The organism is Lederbergia lenta NBRC 16444 (genome assembly GCF_001591545.1).
Lineage (GTDB): Bacteria > Bacillota > Bacilli > Bacillales > Bacillaceae_C > Lederbergia > Lederbergia lenta.
The window spans coordinates 145900-164192 of record NZ_BCVC01000003.1; the positions used below are offsets into that span (position 1 = coordinate 145900).

At 37.7% G+C, this 18293-nt stretch carries 17 protein-coding genes; 6 read left to right on the forward strand and 11 right to left on the reverse strand.

The genetic code is table 11. The features are described 5' to 3' along the window. Positions 1–3 precede the first annotated feature (3 nt). The 8 genes from BLE01S_RS12860 to BLE01S_RS12895 form a co-directional block, all read right to left on the reverse strand. Positions 4–1653: a DUF4127 family protein gene (locus BLE01S_RS12860; RefSeq protein WP_066142682.1), complete on the reverse strand. Its 1650-nt coding sequence runs from the start codon at positions 1651–1653 to the stop codon at positions 4–6. Positions 1654–1704: 51 nt separating this feature from the next. Further along, positions 1705–3045: an FAD-dependent oxidoreductase gene (locus BLE01S_RS12865; protein ID WP_066142684.1), complete on the reverse strand. Its 1341-nt coding sequence runs from the start codon at positions 3043–3045 to the stop codon at positions 1705–1707. Positions 3046–3301: 256 nt separating this feature from the next. Beyond that, on the reverse strand, positions 3302–4138 hold the full coding sequence (locus BLE01S_RS12870) for a carbohydrate ABC transporter permease (RefSeq protein WP_066142687.1): 837 nt from the start codon (positions 4136–4138) through the stop codon (positions 3302–3304). Continuing rightward, a complete protein-coding gene (locus tag BLE01S_RS12875) occupies positions 4128–5066 on the reverse strand; it encodes a carbohydrate ABC transporter permease (protein ID WP_066142690.1) in 939 nt (312 codons plus the stop codon). The genes BLE01S_RS12870 and BLE01S_RS12875 overlap by 11 nt, the downstream gene beginning before the upstream one ends. Before the next feature lie 14 nt (positions 5067–5080). Continuing rightward, complete coding sequence (locus BLE01S_RS12880) at positions 5081–5776, reverse strand: hypothetical protein (protein ID WP_066142693.1); 696 nt, start codon at positions 5774–5776, stop codon at positions 5081–5083. A 55-nt stretch (positions 5777–5831) separates the two neighbouring features. Next, on the reverse strand, positions 5832–7118 hold the full coding sequence (locus tag BLE01S_RS12885; RefSeq protein ID WP_066142696.1) for an ABC transporter substrate-binding protein: 1287 nt from the start codon (positions 7116–7118) through the stop codon (positions 5832–5834). A 101-nt stretch (positions 7119–7219) separates the two neighbouring features. After that, positions 7220–7924: a response regulator transcription factor gene (locus tag BLE01S_RS12890; protein ID WP_066142699.1), complete on the reverse strand. Its 705-nt coding sequence runs from the start codon at positions 7922–7924 to the stop codon at positions 7220–7222. Beyond that, positions 7918–9711: a sensor histidine kinase gene (locus BLE01S_RS12895; RefSeq protein ID WP_066142701.1), complete on the reverse strand. Its 1794-nt coding sequence runs from the start codon at positions 9709–9711 to the stop codon at positions 7918–7920. The genes BLE01S_RS12890 and BLE01S_RS12895 overlap by 7 nt, the downstream gene beginning before the upstream one ends. A gap of 371 nt (positions 9712–10082) precedes the next feature. Between BLE01S_RS12895 and BLE01S_RS12900 the strand changes: the two genes are divergently transcribed. The 4 genes from BLE01S_RS12900 (at position 10083) to BLE01S_RS12910 (ending at position 14851) form a co-directional block, all read left to right on the forward strand. Next, a complete protein-coding gene (locus tag BLE01S_RS12900; protein ID WP_066142704.1) occupies positions 10083–11117 on the forward strand; it encodes an ABC transporter permease in 1035 nt (344 codons plus the stop codon). Position 11118: 1 nt separating this feature from the next. Beyond that, a complete protein-coding gene (locus tag BLE01S_RS12905; RefSeq protein ID WP_066142706.1) occupies positions 11119–11793 on the forward strand; it encodes an ABC transporter ATP-binding protein in 675 nt (224 codons plus the stop codon). Positions 11794–12276: 483 nt separating this feature from the next. Next, positions 12277–12576 (forward strand): phospholipase, encoded by a 300-nt coding sequence (locus tag BLE01S_RS20495; RefSeq protein ID WP_411825143.1) that lies wholly within the window; start codon positions 12277–12279, stop codon positions 12574–12576. A gap of 175 nt (positions 12577–12751) precedes the next feature. After that, positions 12752–14851, forward strand: a complete 2100-nt coding sequence (locus BLE01S_RS12910; protein WP_066142708.1) for a methyl-accepting chemotaxis protein — start codon at positions 12752–12754, stop codon at positions 14849–14851. Positions 14852–15045: 194 nt separating this feature from the next. On the opposite strand, the gene bla is transcribed toward BLE01S_RS12910, so the two are convergent. The 3 genes from bla to BLE01S_RS12925 all read right to left on the reverse strand — a co-directional run bounded on the left by bla (position 15046) and on the right by BLE01S_RS12925 (position 17348). Next, positions 15046–15960 carry a class A beta-lactamase gene (bla, locus tag BLE01S_RS12915; RefSeq protein ID WP_111703387.1) on the reverse strand — a complete coding sequence of 305 codons (915 nt, stop codon included), beginning with the start codon at positions 15958–15960 and terminating at the stop codon, positions 15046–15048. Between the two features lie 149 nt (positions 15961–16109). Continuing rightward, positions 16110–16910 carry a transglycosylase domain-containing protein gene (locus tag BLE01S_RS12920; protein ID WP_066142717.1) on the reverse strand — a complete coding sequence of 267 codons (801 nt, stop codon included), beginning with the start codon at positions 16908–16910 and terminating at the stop codon, positions 16110–16112. 258 nt (positions 16911–17168) lie between these two features. Continuing rightward, positions 17169–17348 (reverse strand): hypothetical protein, encoded by a 180-nt coding sequence (locus BLE01S_RS12925; RefSeq protein WP_066142720.1) that lies wholly within the window; start codon positions 17346–17348, stop codon positions 17169–17171. 352 nt (positions 17349–17700) lie between these two features. Here BLE01S_RS12925 and BLE01S_RS12930 point away from each other — a divergent pair, with 352 nt between their 5' ends. Then, entirely contained in the window at positions 17701–17907 is a 207-nt protein-coding gene (locus BLE01S_RS12930; RefSeq protein ID WP_285865834.1) for an H-type small acid-soluble spore protein, read from the forward strand. Between the two features lie 20 nt (positions 17908–17927). Continuing rightward, the gene (locus tag BLE01S_RS12935) at positions 17928–18107 is read left to right on the forward strand and encodes an H-type small acid-soluble spore protein (RefSeq protein WP_066142721.1); all 180 of its coding nucleotides are present in this window, start codon (positions 17928–17930) and stop codon (positions 18105–18107) included. The last annotated feature ends 186 nt before the right edge of the window (positions 18108–18293 follow it).

The following is an 18293-nucleotide window of genomic DNA, read 5'->3' on the forward strand; positions in this document are numbered from 1 at the left end:
GAACTACTTCAACTTCAATTCTGGCTCCAACTCTGCCTCAAAGATTCGCGGCCAAGGAAGTTTTACGTGCACACTTTCAAGTGATTCGATGGTTTTATAGAAATCTTTATTTCCTCTTGATCCGATATAGATCTTTTTCCCATTAAAATTTTGATACCAATTTTCCGTTTCACTTGTTAATTTTTCTACCACGAAATCATTCACTGGGTCATATTTATCGCCTAAATCCCACTCACTAGCACCTATGTCTGCAATAAAATCTCGCGCAGCCGGATGAACGATATTTTTATATCCTTGATCTTTGGCAAATCTGTGTAGTAAAAATTCATAATGTGACTTTGCCGCTTGTTCATATACAGGAACACCGAAACCAGATGTTTGCTCGATAAAAGCAAAGCGTGAAGCAGCATGACCGACTGTTATTCCTAGTGCATTACCAGCAGTATTCCACCCACTATAGGAAAGTAGTTTTGTTATATCAACCCTGTCAGCAAGTTCCGTAACAAATGTTTCATCCGCTTTATTTACAATGAGGACATCTCCTATCGCAACTTGCTTACCGTCTAAAGTTAGTTCACCTATTCTTTTTACAAAGTTATCGATATCTTGACTTCTAGCCTCCTCATGTTTAGATGGAGTATTTAATAAAAGGTGAATATCAACATTCTTTTCATCCTCTCCTATGACCCCACCTGATGCGATAATGTGCTTTCGAACGTTATAATCGAATGTAGTATCTTCAAATGGAGCAATCCATTCTTTTCCGTTGATTCCTCCGTATTCAATAAAGAAAGATGGTGAGCTACCGAAAAGTTGATTGACAAAACGGGAAACTAACACTACATCAACTTCATCTGCTCCAGGAAACACAGCTACTTTCTCTTCTACATCAAGCTCATTCACTTTTTCAAGTAGCAACTCTCTTTCTGCTCGATGTAGGCCATAGGGAGCAGCATCATCCTGAGATAATATTAAATAGTCAATATATCCTTGATCTGCCCAGTCTATCATTCGTTTATTAATCGTATGATTTCTTTCCCGCGCATTTTTATAATCCTCTAACACCGAATGAGGAATAATAGACTCTAATTCAACTAGTCTTTCCTTCCCCGGCATACCTAAGTTTATAACTTTATCGTATAAAATAGCCCACTCGCTAATCAATGTATAGTATTTTGAATACTCTTCATTAATGGCCGTAACAGCTAATCTTTGAATCGTATCATATACATATACTGGTTTATCAGGATACATGGCTTTCAATTTCTTAATAACTTGAATATCTGCAGTAGCCTCCTCTAACGACTTAGTTCCTGTTCTAGAAGCAACCAATCCTCCGTAAGCTAGCATACTGGTGGAAATGACAAACCCATCCGCATTTTTACCATTATCTAATAACCATTGACTTATCTTTTCACCATCACCGGAATTAGTAAACTGTCCTATCATTTCCTTTGGTGGAACAATTACGCCAATCCCAGCCGCTTCCCCTACTTGTTGCGGAAAGTAGATATTAGCTGGTCGATCGTCTAGAGGAACCATTAGGATGGTAGATACTGGTTTCTTTTTCTTAGCTGCCTCTACTTTTCCTACCCAACTTCCTACTAAAAGGACGGTTAAACTTACGAAAAAAGTCTTTCTCCACAGTTTCATTCAAGCTCCTCCCTAACAATAGATTTGAAGTCATAGTCATTATTCTGCTGCTTATAACATTACTCCATTTTCTATTAAATAACTTTTGAGCCTATCAATGTCTAAATCTCTAGGGGCCACTCCATCCTTTATCGACAAAGCTGCCGCAGTTCCTGCCGCTTGCCCTGTCGCCATACAACTTGGTGTTAATCTCGTTGTCGCCAATGCTTCATGGGTCGTCGAGATGCACCTTCCACCCATTAGTAAGTTATCAATCACTTTAGGCACGAGACATCGATATGGAATACCATAGCTTCCATCACCCTCAATGTCATTCGCCTGCACACCTTTACCAGTTGGATCATGAATATCAATTGGATAGCCACTTAACGCAATTGTATCCTCATACTTCTTTCCATTCACTGCATCATCCAAAGTTAGTGCATATAGACCTTCTATTCGCCGTGTTTCTCTAATACCAATTTGTGATCCTACTGCGGAGATCGATGCTTTTTCGAAACCAGGAATTTTCGTCTGTAGAAATTCAGCTATCATTAACATCTGTTTTCTTCCCTCTTTCTCTCCCTCCGAAAGGTCAAACACATTCGTTCCATCCAAACCTTGGACCCTAGTACAATTGACCAATACTTCGTCATCCTCAGGTCCAGCAAAAAATAAAACTTGGTCCCGGTTAATGGGAATACCCGATTCATTCCATTCTTTATAAAATCCTTGCACACCAGTTAGTGGCAACTCATCTAATTCAGCTATAGGTGTCTTCCGATAAAAATTACCTGGATTGGATTTCATCTCTTCCTTAATTCTTTGTAAGTTGACGCCTCTCATTCTAAACTTCATCGTCATTGGTTGTGTTTGATGATCGCTGTCTCTTCCTTGCAAACAAGGTGCCCCTGATAAATACGCTACATCAGCATCACCGGATGTATCTACAAATTGTTTAGCAGAAACACGGATTGGTCCCGACTTTGTTGTAAGGTTAACCGATGTGATTTTATTTCCATCTACCTCCACCTTATCTACGAAACTATGAACCAATACATCCGCTCCTGCCTCTTCTAGCATATCGAGCGCTACCATCTTATATTTCTCAGGATGATATGGTGTCACTGTATACGTAAATCCAACCGTATCTCGTAAATGCCCTGGCGAACCATCAATGGCCATCAATCGATCCACAACTTCTTGCGCAATCCCTTTAATAACATGATTTCCAGAGTTCGTGTGAAAAGTCATCCAAGGATAAACAAGCGCAACCGTCGACATCCCACCTAAAAATCCGTATCGCTCTACAAGTAATGTCTTAGCACCGGCTCTTCCTGAGGCGATAGCTGCATTAATGCCAGCTGGCCCACCACCGACAACGACCACATCATATTGAAGATCTCTTTTCAAAATAAACACTTCCTTTTTAATTTTTTTCTCTACTAATGTATGTTCAAATTGCTGCCAAATTAGGAACTAGAAGTTCGAGGCGCGAAGGTTTTGAGGATCTGACTTGCACAGGATATGCTGACTTCTGTGTTACTCATAGGACGTGAGCGAACTTAACAGAAGATCCTACCTATAGCTGCGAGAACCGGAAAATCCAAGCAACGAAGAAATTCGCCGTTCATCATTTGGTGACTATTTGCACATCCTCTACTAGAGCTTACTTTCCTCCCGTCATCGCCACCCCCTCGATAAACTGCTTTTGCGCAAAGAAAAACACAATCAATAATGGAACTGTTGCCATGACAGAAGCGCTCATTAATAATTCCCATCTCGTTCCTACTTCATCTGTAAATAATGCTAATGCAACTGGTAGTGTCATAAGTTCCTTAGAGTTGATGTAAATAAGCGGCTCATAGAATTCATTCCAGCTCGTTAAAAATGTAAAAATGGTCAATGTAGCTACCGCCGGTTTTGCTAGAGGGAGCATGATATTCCAATAAATGCGGAAATAAGAGCATCCATCCAATTTCGCGGCTTCCTCTAATTCCTTTGGTACTAGTAAGAAAAATTGCCTCATTACAAATACACCAAACACACCTGCTGGACCTAAAATCGGAATGACAATTAACGGTATATGTGTATTAATAAGCCCCAAATCTCTCATGAACAAAAATAATGGTATGGTTATTACTTCCACCGGAATCATCATTGTGCTTAATAAACAAAGAAACATAAAGGAGCTTCCACGAAATTGTAGCTTTGCAAACGCATATCCCGCAAGAGAACCTAAGAATATTGTTCCAATTGTTACTAAAACAGCAATATAGATACTATTAAAGTAAAACAGATGAAATGGAGTGGATCTTAACACCTCCACATAGTTTTCCCATCTAAATGGACTAGGAATGAATTGAAAGCTAAAGATTTTCGTTGAATCCTTAAAGGAAGTGTTAATCATCCATATAAAAGGTACGATCATAATAAGTGATACGGCGGTTAAAATACTATAAAACGAGATTCGTGAAAGCATGCCGTCTGTCAATTTATTGTTCATGGAAAACCCACCTTTTTCTGGCCCACCATTGGATCAGAGTGAAAATTAAAATAATTACAAACAGGATAATAGCGATTGCAGATGCATAGCCAAATTCAAATAGCTTGAACGCATTTTCCCAAATATAGTAAACCAATACTTTTGTGTGATTTCCTGGCCCACCATTCGTCATTACATATATTTGTCCGAAAACCTTCATAGATCCAATGACAGTTAATATGATTGTTAAAAATACTGTTGGCGTAATCATCGGCATCGTAATATGCCAGAACCGTCTCCATTTATTCGCCCCATCTAAATAAGAAGCCTCATACAGACTTTTATCGACCTGCTGTAGCGCCGCCAAAAACAAAATCATATTTAAACCCACATTTTTAAGCGCACTGACAAAAATGACTGCTCCCATTGCGAGCCGTGGATTGTATAACCATGCAGGTCCTTCCATGCCAATTGCACCTAAAATCTGATTAATAAATCCTTCATCTGTTCCAAACATATACTTCCAAATAATTGACCAGACGACAATAGAAGTCATCACGGGTATAAAAATCGCTGTTCGAAAAATCCCCATCCCTGGTAGATTTCTTTGTAATAACATTGCCAACCAAAGAGCTAGAATGATATTAATGGGGACAAGACCCGCTGAGAAAAGAAATGTATTTTTCAAAACGATAAAAAACTCTGGATCCTTTATTAATTGTTGGTAATTTGCTGTTCCTATAAAATTCGGATCACCAAGTAACTGCCAGTCTGTCAAACTCATATAAATGGAATACACCAATGGAAATAGCATGACGAGTATGAACCCTACCATCATCGGACTGACAAAAAGATACCCATAAAAGGATTCGCTTCCTATAAACTTTCGCCTTTTTTTCACATTAACCTTTAACGGAAGAGGTCTATCTGCATTCACTTTAGCTTCCAACCATACCGCCTCCTCTACAACTTATCCAATTCATTTTTAAAAGAAGCAACTGCTCTTTCGATACTTTCTTCTGTCTGACCAATCACGACTGCTCCCAACATTACTGCATTCACACCAGCTGTATGTAGAGGGGCAACATCTGAAGGCAAAAGCAGACGTTGAGATGGGATCATGACAGGAACATCTGTGTTTTGTACGATATAGCGATAGGCAAGGATATCCTTAAAAGTCAATGGACTCCCATATTCATTCGCTTGAATAATCGAGGCTTCCATTGCTGTTATACCAAGGTCATGTATATTTCCTAGAGACTCTATCGAATAATCACTGGTAATCGCAAAAGTTTTCTCATATTTATTTAATTCCAACATCCAAGTTGGCATATGATGGGCATAAATGGAAAAATAATTAAATCCTAACTCTGTTAGCTTTTTTAATTCATTTGCTTTAATAGCCTCAAAAGAACCGCCTGGAACAACGCCTAATGGCCCTGAAAACTGTTCGCGAATGTCGCGAAATGACTCTACATATGCTTCTGTAGAAGCAAAACTATTTCCCGAAGCCCAATGTTCAACGTTCACATGCATTTTAATCGCATCGGCTCCAGCTCGCATGGCAGCATAAGCCAATGCAGGATCATTTCTTGGAATACTCACGATCAAGGACATTTTATTTTTTTCTAATATTTTTTCTAAAGAAACACTCAACATCCATCACCTCTAATTAAAGAGAGACGATTATATTCATAACCGTCCCCCATCTAAGTTACTTCATTAACGGCGTAATTTTTTCTTCCATCTCTTTCAGAATTTCTTCCGGTTCTTTTAGTTCACCAAATAATTCATCGAAACCAAATTGGACTGCATTATCAATCTTCTGCCAATTTTTATGTCCAGCTTGTAAACGGGCATTATCCATTTCGTCTAATACCGCTTTTTGTATACTTTCTTTTGGCGGGTTATTTGGTTGATTAATAAATTCATCAGATCCTAGCACGGACTCACGTGGCGGTACAAAATAAGTCGATGTAGCAGTTATTCCTTCTTGGCTAGTAAAGAATTTTAACAGCTCTTTCGCTTCCTCTGGATGCTTCGATCCTTTAAAGATCGAATATCCCGCTTGCCCTAACATAGGATATCTACCTTCCGTTCCCTCTGGCAATGGGGCAATATCAAAGGTGAAATCACCAATTTCGCGCGCACGAGAAACATAGCTATATACATCGAAAAACATGCCGATTTTTCCTGATTCAAAACTTACTTGCTCCCCAGCCTTAGGATGAGATTTGTCCGCGAACATCATTCGATCAAGCATTTTTAACGACTCTACACCTTGAGGACTATTCCATGTAAATTCCGTTTGCTCTTCATTGAATAAATCTCCACCATTCCCCCATGTATGAGATAAGAGTGCTATCCAAGTATTCCAGTCACGGAAGAAATTCGCTCCATATACCCCCTGTGCTGATATTGCCTTTGCAGATTTTTCAAACTGCTCCCAATTCCAAGTCCCATCCGCCAAATGCTCGTTAGGTGTTTTCTCCCCAGCATTCACGAATAAATCTTCGTTATAAAATAGCACCATTGGTGGTGTTGAAAATGGAATGCCATATAAATGACTATCCCTTTCAAATAACTCTAGTGTCGATGGAAAGAAATCATCCATATCATATTCCTTGTCATCCTTAAAGGATGTGACGTCTTCCAAAATGTCATTATCCATAAACTGCGGAACCATCCTCTCAGCTACCCAACCTACATCGGGCAACTCTTTTCCAGCAGCTAAAACGGTGATTTTTTGCTGATAGTCTGGAAATGGAACAGTTTCCATTTTCACTTTAATATTCGGATGTTCTACATTAAACTTTTTGATAAGGTCGTTATATACCTCTTGGTGAGCTTCATTCCCCCACATCATAAAAGTCAATTCCACTTCCTTATCTTTTTTAGAAGTCTCTTTTTTATCTCCTTCACTGCTCCCTGCATCTTTACTGCATGCAGTCGTAAATATCAATAACATAATTGCGAGCATCATTAGCCACCGCTTTTTCATATATGAACCCCTCCCCTTTGTACAAATTGTATAATGATAACGCTTTCTAAAATATCCTCTAGACAGAAGAAAAGGTTCGTAAATCATATATTTAAAGAACTTTAGGTTAAATTACGAAATTGAATCGGTGTCTTACCAACCTTTTGTTTAAAAATAGTCATAAAATGCTTAGGACTTTTATAACCTGACAAATTAGCAACCTCGTACACTTTTAACTGTGTATCCCGTAGTAATTCTTTGGCACGTTTTAAGCGCTGTTCTTTCATATATTCAGTAAAAGACTGATCAAGCTCTGACTTAAATAATTGTCCAATATATTGTGGATGTAAATCTACATAATCTGCAAGATGATGTAAAGTAATTTCCTTACTTAAGTTCTCCTGAATATATTGAATTATTTTCTGAAAATGCTTTGATGTATCTATACTTTCTACTTCTGTCGGCTTGAATATTTTCGAAATAACCTCTGATAATTCGGTCCGATTTACTGGTTTAAGCAAATATTCTGAGATGCCCTGCCTCATTGCTGATCTTGCATATTCAAAATCACTATAGCCACTTAAAATAATAATCGGAATATCCTTGGATACTTGTCTCACCTTCGCAGTGAAAGCTAGTCCGTCCATTCCTCCCATACGGATATCTGTAATAATCAGATGGGGCAATTGCTGTCTAATATGGAGTAATCCTTCCTCTCCACTCTTCGCTTCGGTTACTTGAAACCCACCGAGAACATCTTCCAAAAGTACCTTTAGCCCTTGTCTAATAATCATCTCATCTTCTACAACTAAAACTTCTTTCAACATGACTCTTCCCCCTGTCGGTTAATAGGAAATCTCAAAATAACAGTGAATCCTTCCCCTTCTTCACTATTAAGCTCCATGCCATATGACTCACCATACAGAAACTTTATTCTTTCATTAATATTTACTAATGCTATGCCATGATGGTTTTCAGTACCGGTAATATTTCTCACATATAAGGATTGTTTGAGCTTAGCCAATCTTTCCTTACTCATCCCTTTTCCATTGTCAAAAACGATTACATGTATCTCTTGACCAACCTCTTTCACTCGCAGATAGATTTTCCCTGCTTGTCCTGATAGACCGTGTATGATTGCATTTTCAATCAATGGTTGTAAAGTTACTTTTGGCAGCTGAACATGAAGCAGATCTGGTTCGATATCCTCTTGATATTGGAGATTGTCCCCCATTCGCATTTGTTGAATCACCACGTAAGAACGAATAAACATAAGCTCATCCTGCAAGGAAACAATTTTTGCTGAATGGTCAATCGTATAGCGAAGTAATTTTCCTAAAGAAGTTACCATATCAGATACATCCAAATTTCCCTTCGTAATCGCAAGCATATTAATAGATTCCAATGTATTATAAAGAAAGTGGGGATTCATTTGACTTTGGAGCGCTCTTATTTCCGCATCCATCTCTCGCAACCCTGTCTCATATACCTCTGTTACGAGTCTTTCAATATCATCTACCATATAATTAAAACCTTGGCTTAACTGACCTATTTCATCATGCTGATGATTCACTACTCGTTTCGACAAATTGCCTTTTTGCACTTCAGCCATTGCATTCTGAAGTCTATAAATAGAACGAACCAATGGCTTTGATAAAATAAATCCTAAGATGAAAGAAACGAAGATTCCGCACAGAACTACTAGTAAAAGCAATACTCGTAGTTGGTTCACTTCACTTAAAATAGTATCAAATGGTGTAAGCATGATAACCTTTGCCCCAGAGTAATCAGACTGATTCTGGACCATCATATATGACTGACCATCCATATCTGTTTTTAGATACTGATAATCTTGCTTATTTTCTAATTGTGGAATAGCAAAGCGGAGTAACTGCGCTTGGTCCTTTTTCGGATAAATAAGCTTATTCCGTTCGTCTAAAATATAAATATTATTCTCCGTACTAATAAATTCTTCAAACAACTCCTGCTTTAAATCCAACTTAATTATGCCCAAATGCCTATTTGTTGATGGTTCTCGAATCAATCGCGCAACTGAAAATACCTCTGTATCTTTATTTAAATAATAATCTGGAGTATGGAGAGGTAACAGCACCCATTCACCATCCGCTTTTCTAATCTGTGAAAGCCAACTATTACTTATATTTATCATCTTCAGCCATACAGTATTCGAGTCTAAATTAGTAAAAATCGTTCCATCATTAGCCATAATATGAATACCTTTAATTTCATTCCTTGAATGAATAAGACTAGATATATACCTCCACATTTCGATCCGCTCATTTGCTGGTGGAAAGGATGCTGTAGCAATCGGCGTTTCATGTTCTTTTAAAATATTCAATATATTCTGATCATACAAAGGAGACAAAGATATAATCTGCATCTCTTTTAAATATCGATCAAAGTTATGTTGAATCTGCTCCACTAGCTGAACTTGATAATCTTTCGCTTCCCTCTGACTAGCTGTCGCAAAATGATAGTATGTAATCCCACCGAGGATGAGTGCAGTCAAAACAATAAGCAAAGAAAAAACGAGAATTAACTTAAAGCGGTATGGTAGAGATAAAAGCTTAGAATATAAGGTTTGTAAGTTCATAGCGTTTCCTTTCCGATTTTACTTTTATTGTTTAGCACTATTTTATCATCCAGAATATTCAAAGGGGAGTGATGATCATTCATCCCTAATAAACTAACATGAGAATTCCAGATACAAAGAAAGACAGCCCTATCCTTTGGTTAGTAAGATTTTCAATATATCACTAACATATGGAAGAGCTGTCTAAATATTGTTTCGTTACGAGAAAAGAAATTTAGATTCGTTTTATCACCTGCGAATTTCCGCAAATAATCTTTTCAAATCTATCGCAATACATGCAAATAGCGATGATGAAGTGTAATCATGCGTTCATATTCCGTTCATCTAGCAAGAGTATTCTTTAGTTATCAACAAATAACGGAGGCGCAAAGATGAACATTGCTTGGAAAGAAATTAAAAAGAATAAAGCACGGTTTATGATTTTAGGATCAATCATTTTTCTAGTCAGCTTTTTAACGTTTATCATATCTGGATTATCGAATGGTTTATCCCAAGATAATGCAGCTTTCATAAAAGATTTACCAAAAGGACATTTTTATATGAATGCAGATGCGAATGAAACATATAACATCTCAAAAATAGATGAACAATTAGCGGACAACATTTTAACCGATGATCATGACGCCGCAGCACTTTCGATTCAAATGGGCTTTATGAATGATTCGGAAGATAAACAACATAGCGTTGCTTTCGTGACTTCAACTGAATCAAAGTTGTTTGAATCAGTTCAAAAAGGTGAGGTCGTATTAGATCGATCATTGGAGGAAGACGGAATAAAGATTGGCGACATATTAACGAATAATCAATTTAGCGGCGAATTTAAAGTAAAGGGCTTCGTTGACCAAAAGAAATATAGCCATGCCCCTGTCGCATATATCAATATGGAAAACTACAAAGAAATTTACCGTGTGAATGAAATGCAATTAATTTTCATACCAGGACAAGAAGATGCAAAAGACTTTTCTGGATTACAAGCTTTTTCAAATAAAGAGTTTCTCAATACAATTCCGAGTTATAGTGCAGAACAGATGTCACTTAATATGATTATTTGGTTTTTAGTTGTCATAAGTGGAATGTTATTTGCAATATTCTTCTACATGATGAATGTTCAAAAAATAGGGTTATACGGAATCTTAAAAGCGATTGGTGTCAAAACCATCTCATTGTTCTATATGATGTGGAATCAAATGCTGTTCATCACCGTAATCGCATTAGGGCTATCAGTTGCATTAAGTCAAGGTTTTGCGAAGATCGCACCTTCAGGAATGCCTTTTAGTTTAACTGTCGAAACCAGTATTCAATTGTCTTGCATATTCCTAGTTATTGGGTTTATCGGAGCGACGCTTTCAGGCATTCAAATTAAAAAAGTCGAACCATTACAAGCTATTCAACAAGGAGAGGCTTAATATGACTATTTTCACAATTGATGATGTTAAAAAAACATTTAGAAATGGCGAAGTGGAAGAGCAAGTATTAAAAGGCATCAATCTTTCCCTTCAAGAAGGAGAAATAACAGCGTTAGTTGGTGCCTCAGGGTCTGGTAAAAGTACGATCTTAACAATAGCAGCAGGTCTGCAACAAGCTTCGACGGGACAAGTACTATTCAAAGGGAAAAACTTAACTGAAATGAGTCAGGAACAAATCAGGGCAATAAGAGCAAGCGAGTTCGGCTTTGTCTTTCAATCCTCTCATCTAGTACCATTTCTTACAGTACAGGAACAACTGTTGCTTATGCTTAACGTTTCGGAAACGAAGATGAATAAACAACAACAAAAGGAGGAAGTCGAAAAGATCCTCCAATTGGTGGACATGCATCACCGAAGAGATGCATATCCGGCTTCATTATCAGGAGGAGAAAAACAGAGGGTGGCCATTGCAAGAGCGATCATTCACAAACCTAAAATGTTATTTGCGGATGAGCCCACTGCGAGTCTAGACTCGGAAAGGTCGAGAGATGTGATGACGTTAATCCGAGATTTAACTAAAACCTTGAACATTACCACTTTAATGGTAACCCATGATGAAGAGATGCTTCCATATGCTGATCGCATCATCACAATGAAAGATGGATTAGTAATATAAAGGCAAAGTGACGATCAGCGGAAGCTTTGACCGCCATAACTACATCTGTTTTACCAAGGTTGTTCCAAAGCTTGCTTTCGGAACAACCTTTTTTTAATATCTAAAACGCAAATCCTTTCACATATACCTTTCTTATTTTATAAAAAAATACATGTTATGTTTTAAGTGTTCTATTGAATCACTCAAACAATTACAGCATCAAAACGTCATAAAGTAAAACTCTAACCAATGGGGTTTTACCATCCGTTAATCGCGACAAACATTAAATATACTTTGAGTCGGATATCCCTATGGTTGAAGTCCGTTTTCTACCATCTGTACGGACACCTCGACATTTATTCGCACCACACTATTGGTAGCCGAAAATACAGTATAGCATGGATATATATACGCTAATTTCTTTGGGACATGTAAGAAAACAGCTTATACAAAGCCATGAATTCCTGAATATTCTATATTACTAATCTACATTGGAGGGAGGTTGTGAGATTGAATAGGAGAAGATATAAAAAAGGGTTGCGCTTTTGCATCCTGCCAGGCTATAACTGGTGTGGACCTGGCTGTAGCGGCCCGGGTGCTCCAATCAATGAAGTGGATGCCGCTTGTCGTGCACATGATGAATGTTATCGTCGATCTGGAAACTATTGCGAATGTGACCGAGCATTTCTTCGCCGTCTCCGCCCAATGATCACCTCTCATACAAGAATGGGAAGACACGCACGCTTACTTCATCAATACATGAAATTTCAAACATTAGGTAATTGTGGATTTCGAAGAGATTAAGCAATTTATTAGTTGAAAAGGTTTGAAACCCTTCATTTCAAGAAGCTGAAACATTACTTTGTGTCTCCACACACACCTATACAATATTTTTCTAAGTCTATGATTTCTCCTATAATTTTGTTGAATCTTGTCGATAAACTTTATGTGTATATTTTTACAATAAAAGGAGATTCATATGAAATCAAAAAGCATAGCGAGAAAATTATCCATGTTGATCATAGGCTTATTTTTAGTGTTGTTCGCAATTTATTCAATTGTCACTAGTGTCATTTTACACGGAAAAAGTGTAGATGATGCTGAAAATCTTGCAAATGAACATGCCAAATTAAACGCAGCCAAAGTGAAAGAGCGATTTGAAGAAACAAATGAAACATTACAGACTTCAAAGCATGTGTTTGAATCTTTACGTAATGAAGGGAAGATGACAGCCCAATCCGTGCTGACATTTGTACAAAATAATCTTGAAGAAAACAAACATATTACCGGTATGGCTGTTGTATTGGAAAAAGACTCTATCCCAGTAGAATCTAATATCGATAAAAATTTAATAGATACTCAGAAGCGATTTATTCCTTATTTGCATAAAGAAGGGGAAAAGGTTGTTGTCTCGGGTGTAACCGGGTATAGCGGAGATGAAGCAGAAGATTGGTTCACCATTCCAGAAAAGGAAAATCGGGCCGTACTAACAGAACCATATGAATATGTGGTGGGAGAAGATACAATTTACATGTCAACCTTATCTATTCCATTACATTCCAAAGATGGCCAGTTCATCGGTGTGATGACGGCTGATTTTTCCATCGACTTTGTAAATGAATTGGTAAAAGAAAACGCACCTGAGAGTGGGTATGCTGGCTTTATCACTAATAAAGGGGTCGTCGTCGCAAACTCGGTCAATGACAAACTGATTGGAACGAATATGGAAGATACAGTGGACTGGAAGAACATTAAAAAGGAATTAGACAACAATCAAGTTTCTAACTTCTATATTGATTCAAAGCAGTTACAAGAAAAGGCGTTCAACTCTATTGCACCAGTGCATGTTGAGGGAATTGATGAAGTATGGTCATTACAAACGGTCGTGCCAAAATCGTTTATTCTAACAACTTTCAATAAAATTTTAATCGTTACAATTATATCGGCGATTGCCATGATTATTCTTATGTCTGCGGTCTCCTATTGGTTTATTCATAAGCAGTTGAATCCTTTACTTTTCTTAAAAAAGGCAATTGAAACAGCAGCTGCCGGTGACTTGACAACGAAAGTGGATAACAAACACATCCGCAATGATGAAATCGGGGCCGTGACCGTTGCATTCAACCAAATGCTCGAACAAACAAATGATGTGATGAATACTGTTATGCGATCTTCCAAGCAATTAAATCAATCGTCAAATGAGGTATATGGCATTTTTGAAGAAATATCTGCCTCAAGTGAAGAAGTCGCCATTGCTGTCGATGAAATTGCCCAAGGTGCAACTCATCAATCAGAGGATACAGAAAATACAAACGATCAAATGATTCAACTATCAACGCAAATAGATGCCCTGTCCACTTTATCCAAAGGGATTAGCCAACTATCGAATGCGACAAGCGAATCAACAAAGCAAGGAATGCAACAAGTAAGCCAGCTACGTAATAATAATGAATCGACTAATATTTTGAATGAGAATATACAAAAGCAAATTCAATTGCTCTCATCCAAAATTAGCGCGATTGATAGTATCACCACGTCGATTCAAAACATTACTAGTCAAACCAATTTACTCGCTCTTAATGCTAGCATTGAAGCGGCACGAGCAGGCGAACATGGCAAAGGGTTTGCAGTAGTGGCGGATGAGGTGAAAAAACTCGCAGCTCAATCAAGTCACGAAACCGATGTGATTCAAGCAACGGTACAAGAGATATTACAAGAGTCCCAAGAAACAGTGTCTATTATCGAAAAAAACATGGAATTAATGGAACTGAATAATCAATCCGTTTCTGATACAGAAACATCATTCAAGCATCAAGCAGGACTTGCTAGCCAACTTGGTAATTCCATCAGTGAACTATCAGCCAAACTCGCAGACATGATAAACTCAAAAGAAGAAGCCATCTTGTCCATTCAAAATATATCCGCCATATCAGAAGAAACAGCTGCTTCTGCCGAGCAAGTAAGCGCATCGGCAGCTGAGCAACAAAATGAAATGGCACGCGCCACTTCATCCACAGAGCAAATGAAAAATATAGCAGGCGAACTTCAAGAAGTCGTGAACCGCTTTACCATTGAATAATTTTTCTGTGAATGTAGTGACGGGTTTCAGATATAAGCAAAAAATAAGGTATAGGGAATAGAAATCCCTATACCCTTTTTTGTTGATTTAATTATTACGCAAGAAGAAAACGATTTGCTATCTTATATTTATATTCATTGCGCTTTTGAGCACACCGCTGTATTATTCATCTTTCCTTTTCTAATCCATCTGCCTTACTTTAAAGCGTTAAGTGCGACTTCTGAAACCTTTGCAATCAACGCATCGTCATATTCGGCATTCTCCGTATCATGGCGTGACATAATCGCAATGACAATTGGTTCTCTATTTTCCGGAAAAACAACGGCAATGTCATTTCTCGTTCCATAACTTCCTGCTCCACTCTTATCGCCGACCTCCCAATTTTCAGGTGAACCTGCGCGAATTAGTGTATCTCCTGTAGCATTTCCTCGCAGCCAATCCGTGAATAATTCACGCTTATCATCCGAAAGAATGTCGCCAACTACGAATGCCTCGAGACTGGTAGCAAGAGCTTTCGGTGTACTAGTGTCACGGGGATCCCCCGGGGTGAAAGCATTCAATTCTGGTTCGTATCGATCCGCTTGGGTAATGTCATCACCGATTTGCCGTAAAGCTTGTTCAAATGCTTTAGGACCTCCCAGCTCTTTAAACAAAAGATTCCCTGCTGTGTTGTCGCTGTACCGAACCGCAGCCTCACCTATGTCCCTCAGTGTCATTCCAGTACCCACATGTTTATCGGTAACCGGCGAATAGGAAACCAAATCATCCTCGGTGTAAGGAATGACTTCTTTAAGCTCTTCCATCGTGTTTTGCTTCAGTACGATGGCCGCTGCCAAAGCCTTATATGTAGATGTAAAGGCGAAACGCTCCTCTGGTCGATATTCGATAGTCTGATTTGAGCCCGTATCCATTGCATAGACACCGAGCCGTGCGTCAAAGTCGTTCTCGAGTTGGGCAAACTTTTTATCTGTATTTGCTATTTGCTCCCCTTCGTTCTTCTCATTTGATGAGGCATCCGTTGAACTTCCTCTATCCAGGCAAGCCGTCAGTGTAACCACCGTAAGTAGCAATATATATAGTGTGAATTTATGTGTTTTTATCAAATTAATAACCTCCTTCTACTTTAGCAAACCAAAAATAATTAAATTTGCATCGTATCTTCCTCAATTATAACTATTACATAGTCTTAATTGTTAAATCCAAATACGACAGTCATCATATCCTCGTTCAAACACTTAATAACGGAAGTCGCAGCCCCTTATTGATTGATCGGTAGCTGATCCAATGACTTCCAAACAGCAGCCCCCTTTTCATTTTCTGTGATCATTCCAAGCTCATTCATTCTATTTAAGACAACAGCCTGTCTGTTAAAGGCTTCTTCAGGATGTTTGATGGGTGAAAAATATTCAGGCGCTTTAGGTAAAGATGCGAGCATGGCCGCTTCGCTCAAAGTAATGGTTTCTTTTCCTAAATCATTGGCTTGTAATGTTTTTCCTAAATAAAAATTAGCTGCCTCTTCAATCCCATACTTCCCGTGTCCAAAGTAAATCGTATTTAAATACATTTCTAATATCTCTTCTTTTGTGTATATACGATCTAAGTGAATCGCAATAAGCAGCTCTTTAAATTTACGATTGATCGACTTTTCTTGAGTTAAAAATTGATTTTTTGCTAATTGCATCGTGATCGTACTTCCACCTTGGGCAAAAGATTTAGTTTTGATATCAACCCAAAACGCCCTAACCATTGAAATAGGATCGACCCCAACATGATCATAGAATCGATGATCCTCAATACCAACAAAAGCTTTCGGCAAATACGCAGGCATCTGTTCTATTGAAACAAACCCTGATTCATTTCTTATTTCCTCCAATTTTACTAATTGCTCGCCGTCTGTTAGCTTCTCAGCTGCGATTACAGTAAATAGGCATAGAGCAAATATCACTAAAGCAGGATAAATAAGCCACTTCATTAAATTCATATTTCTTCTTTTCTTCTGTTTCTGCTCGCGACTTTCTGATTTTTCACTTACATTATCTAATGTATAACTTGCATTCATAGGAGATCTCTCCTTTATATTTCATTGTATATCTTCAGTATAAATGAGGATTCTCCCTGCTTCTATTGATCTTCCTTTCAGTAATCTTACATCTTTGTCATGTAACGATTAGGCTTACGTACCTATGTTGCCAATATCAAATTAAATTACAAATCCGTATTCAAGAAAAACTCCTAAAGGAAAATTACTTTTCCTTTAGAAGTTTCTTTACATCTAGAAAGATATTGAGTTTCAAAAACTAAACCTAAAAGAGTAGCATTACTCTGTCCCTACGTCCCCATTCTCTGTATTTCCTTCTACGCCTGCAGGATCTTCCATATTTATATCACTATTTGCGGGATCTTCTGGCGGATTTATCTCTTGACCACCACTACATGCAGCAACAATGGACATAGCAAACACCGGAACTAATAGTTTCCAATAACGTCTCATTTTCATCTCTGTTCCCTCCTAACTATTTTTTTAAAATAATTACAGAGGTTCCCACTCCCTTCTTTCGTAACAATGTCATTATATACAGCCAGTTTTGAAAAAATATTGATTATCTCATACTTAACCTGCTTTTAAATGAACTGTTAGATTTAGTTAATAAAAGAAATGAAGGTTTAATGAACTATGTTTTTAACGCTAACAGATAGATCCTTATTAACAAGAAATCTTTCATTTGCGTGAATCAACATCCCCGTTCAAAAACCAGTGCAGTGAAGATAGAATTATATCAGATCAAAAAATGGCTTTTACTACCTCTTATAATTTCTTTCAATCAAGAGAAAAATATCTTTAAACATTTATGAGACAGGAGGTAATTATTATCGATATCCAGCGTGCACAAGAAATTATGAATGCAACCAATAAGATCAACGTCCATTATCGTGGAATACCAGTGTATCTTCAAGAAGTACATACAAATACTAAAACAGCGACGATTTTACCCCTTGATGAGCTTAATAATGAACAAGTGGTAGATTTAGATGGCTTATTTGAAACTGGACCTTGAAAAATAATGGAGGGATTAGAATGAATAAACAAAGAGCTGAAGAAATCGCTCAAGCACCTAATTTAAAACATGTCACTTATAATGGGAAACAAGTCTATATTCAACATGTCAATGAACAAAGCAATACAGCACGTATTTATCCATTGGATGATCCAACAAACGAATTTGAAGTGCAGCTTACTAATCTTTTTGAGAAATAGATGAATTTTATTCTTGAAGGGGTACCTCACGTACAAAAAGGCTTCTCATAAATTCGGACGATTTATGAGAAGCCTCAAGCACTTTTATTATTCTATTGTTACTCTAATTTTCACATCAAAGAGTGAAACATCAATGAATCCCTGATTCGTTCATTCGGGAAAATCTCCCATTCTATTTTCCTTAAA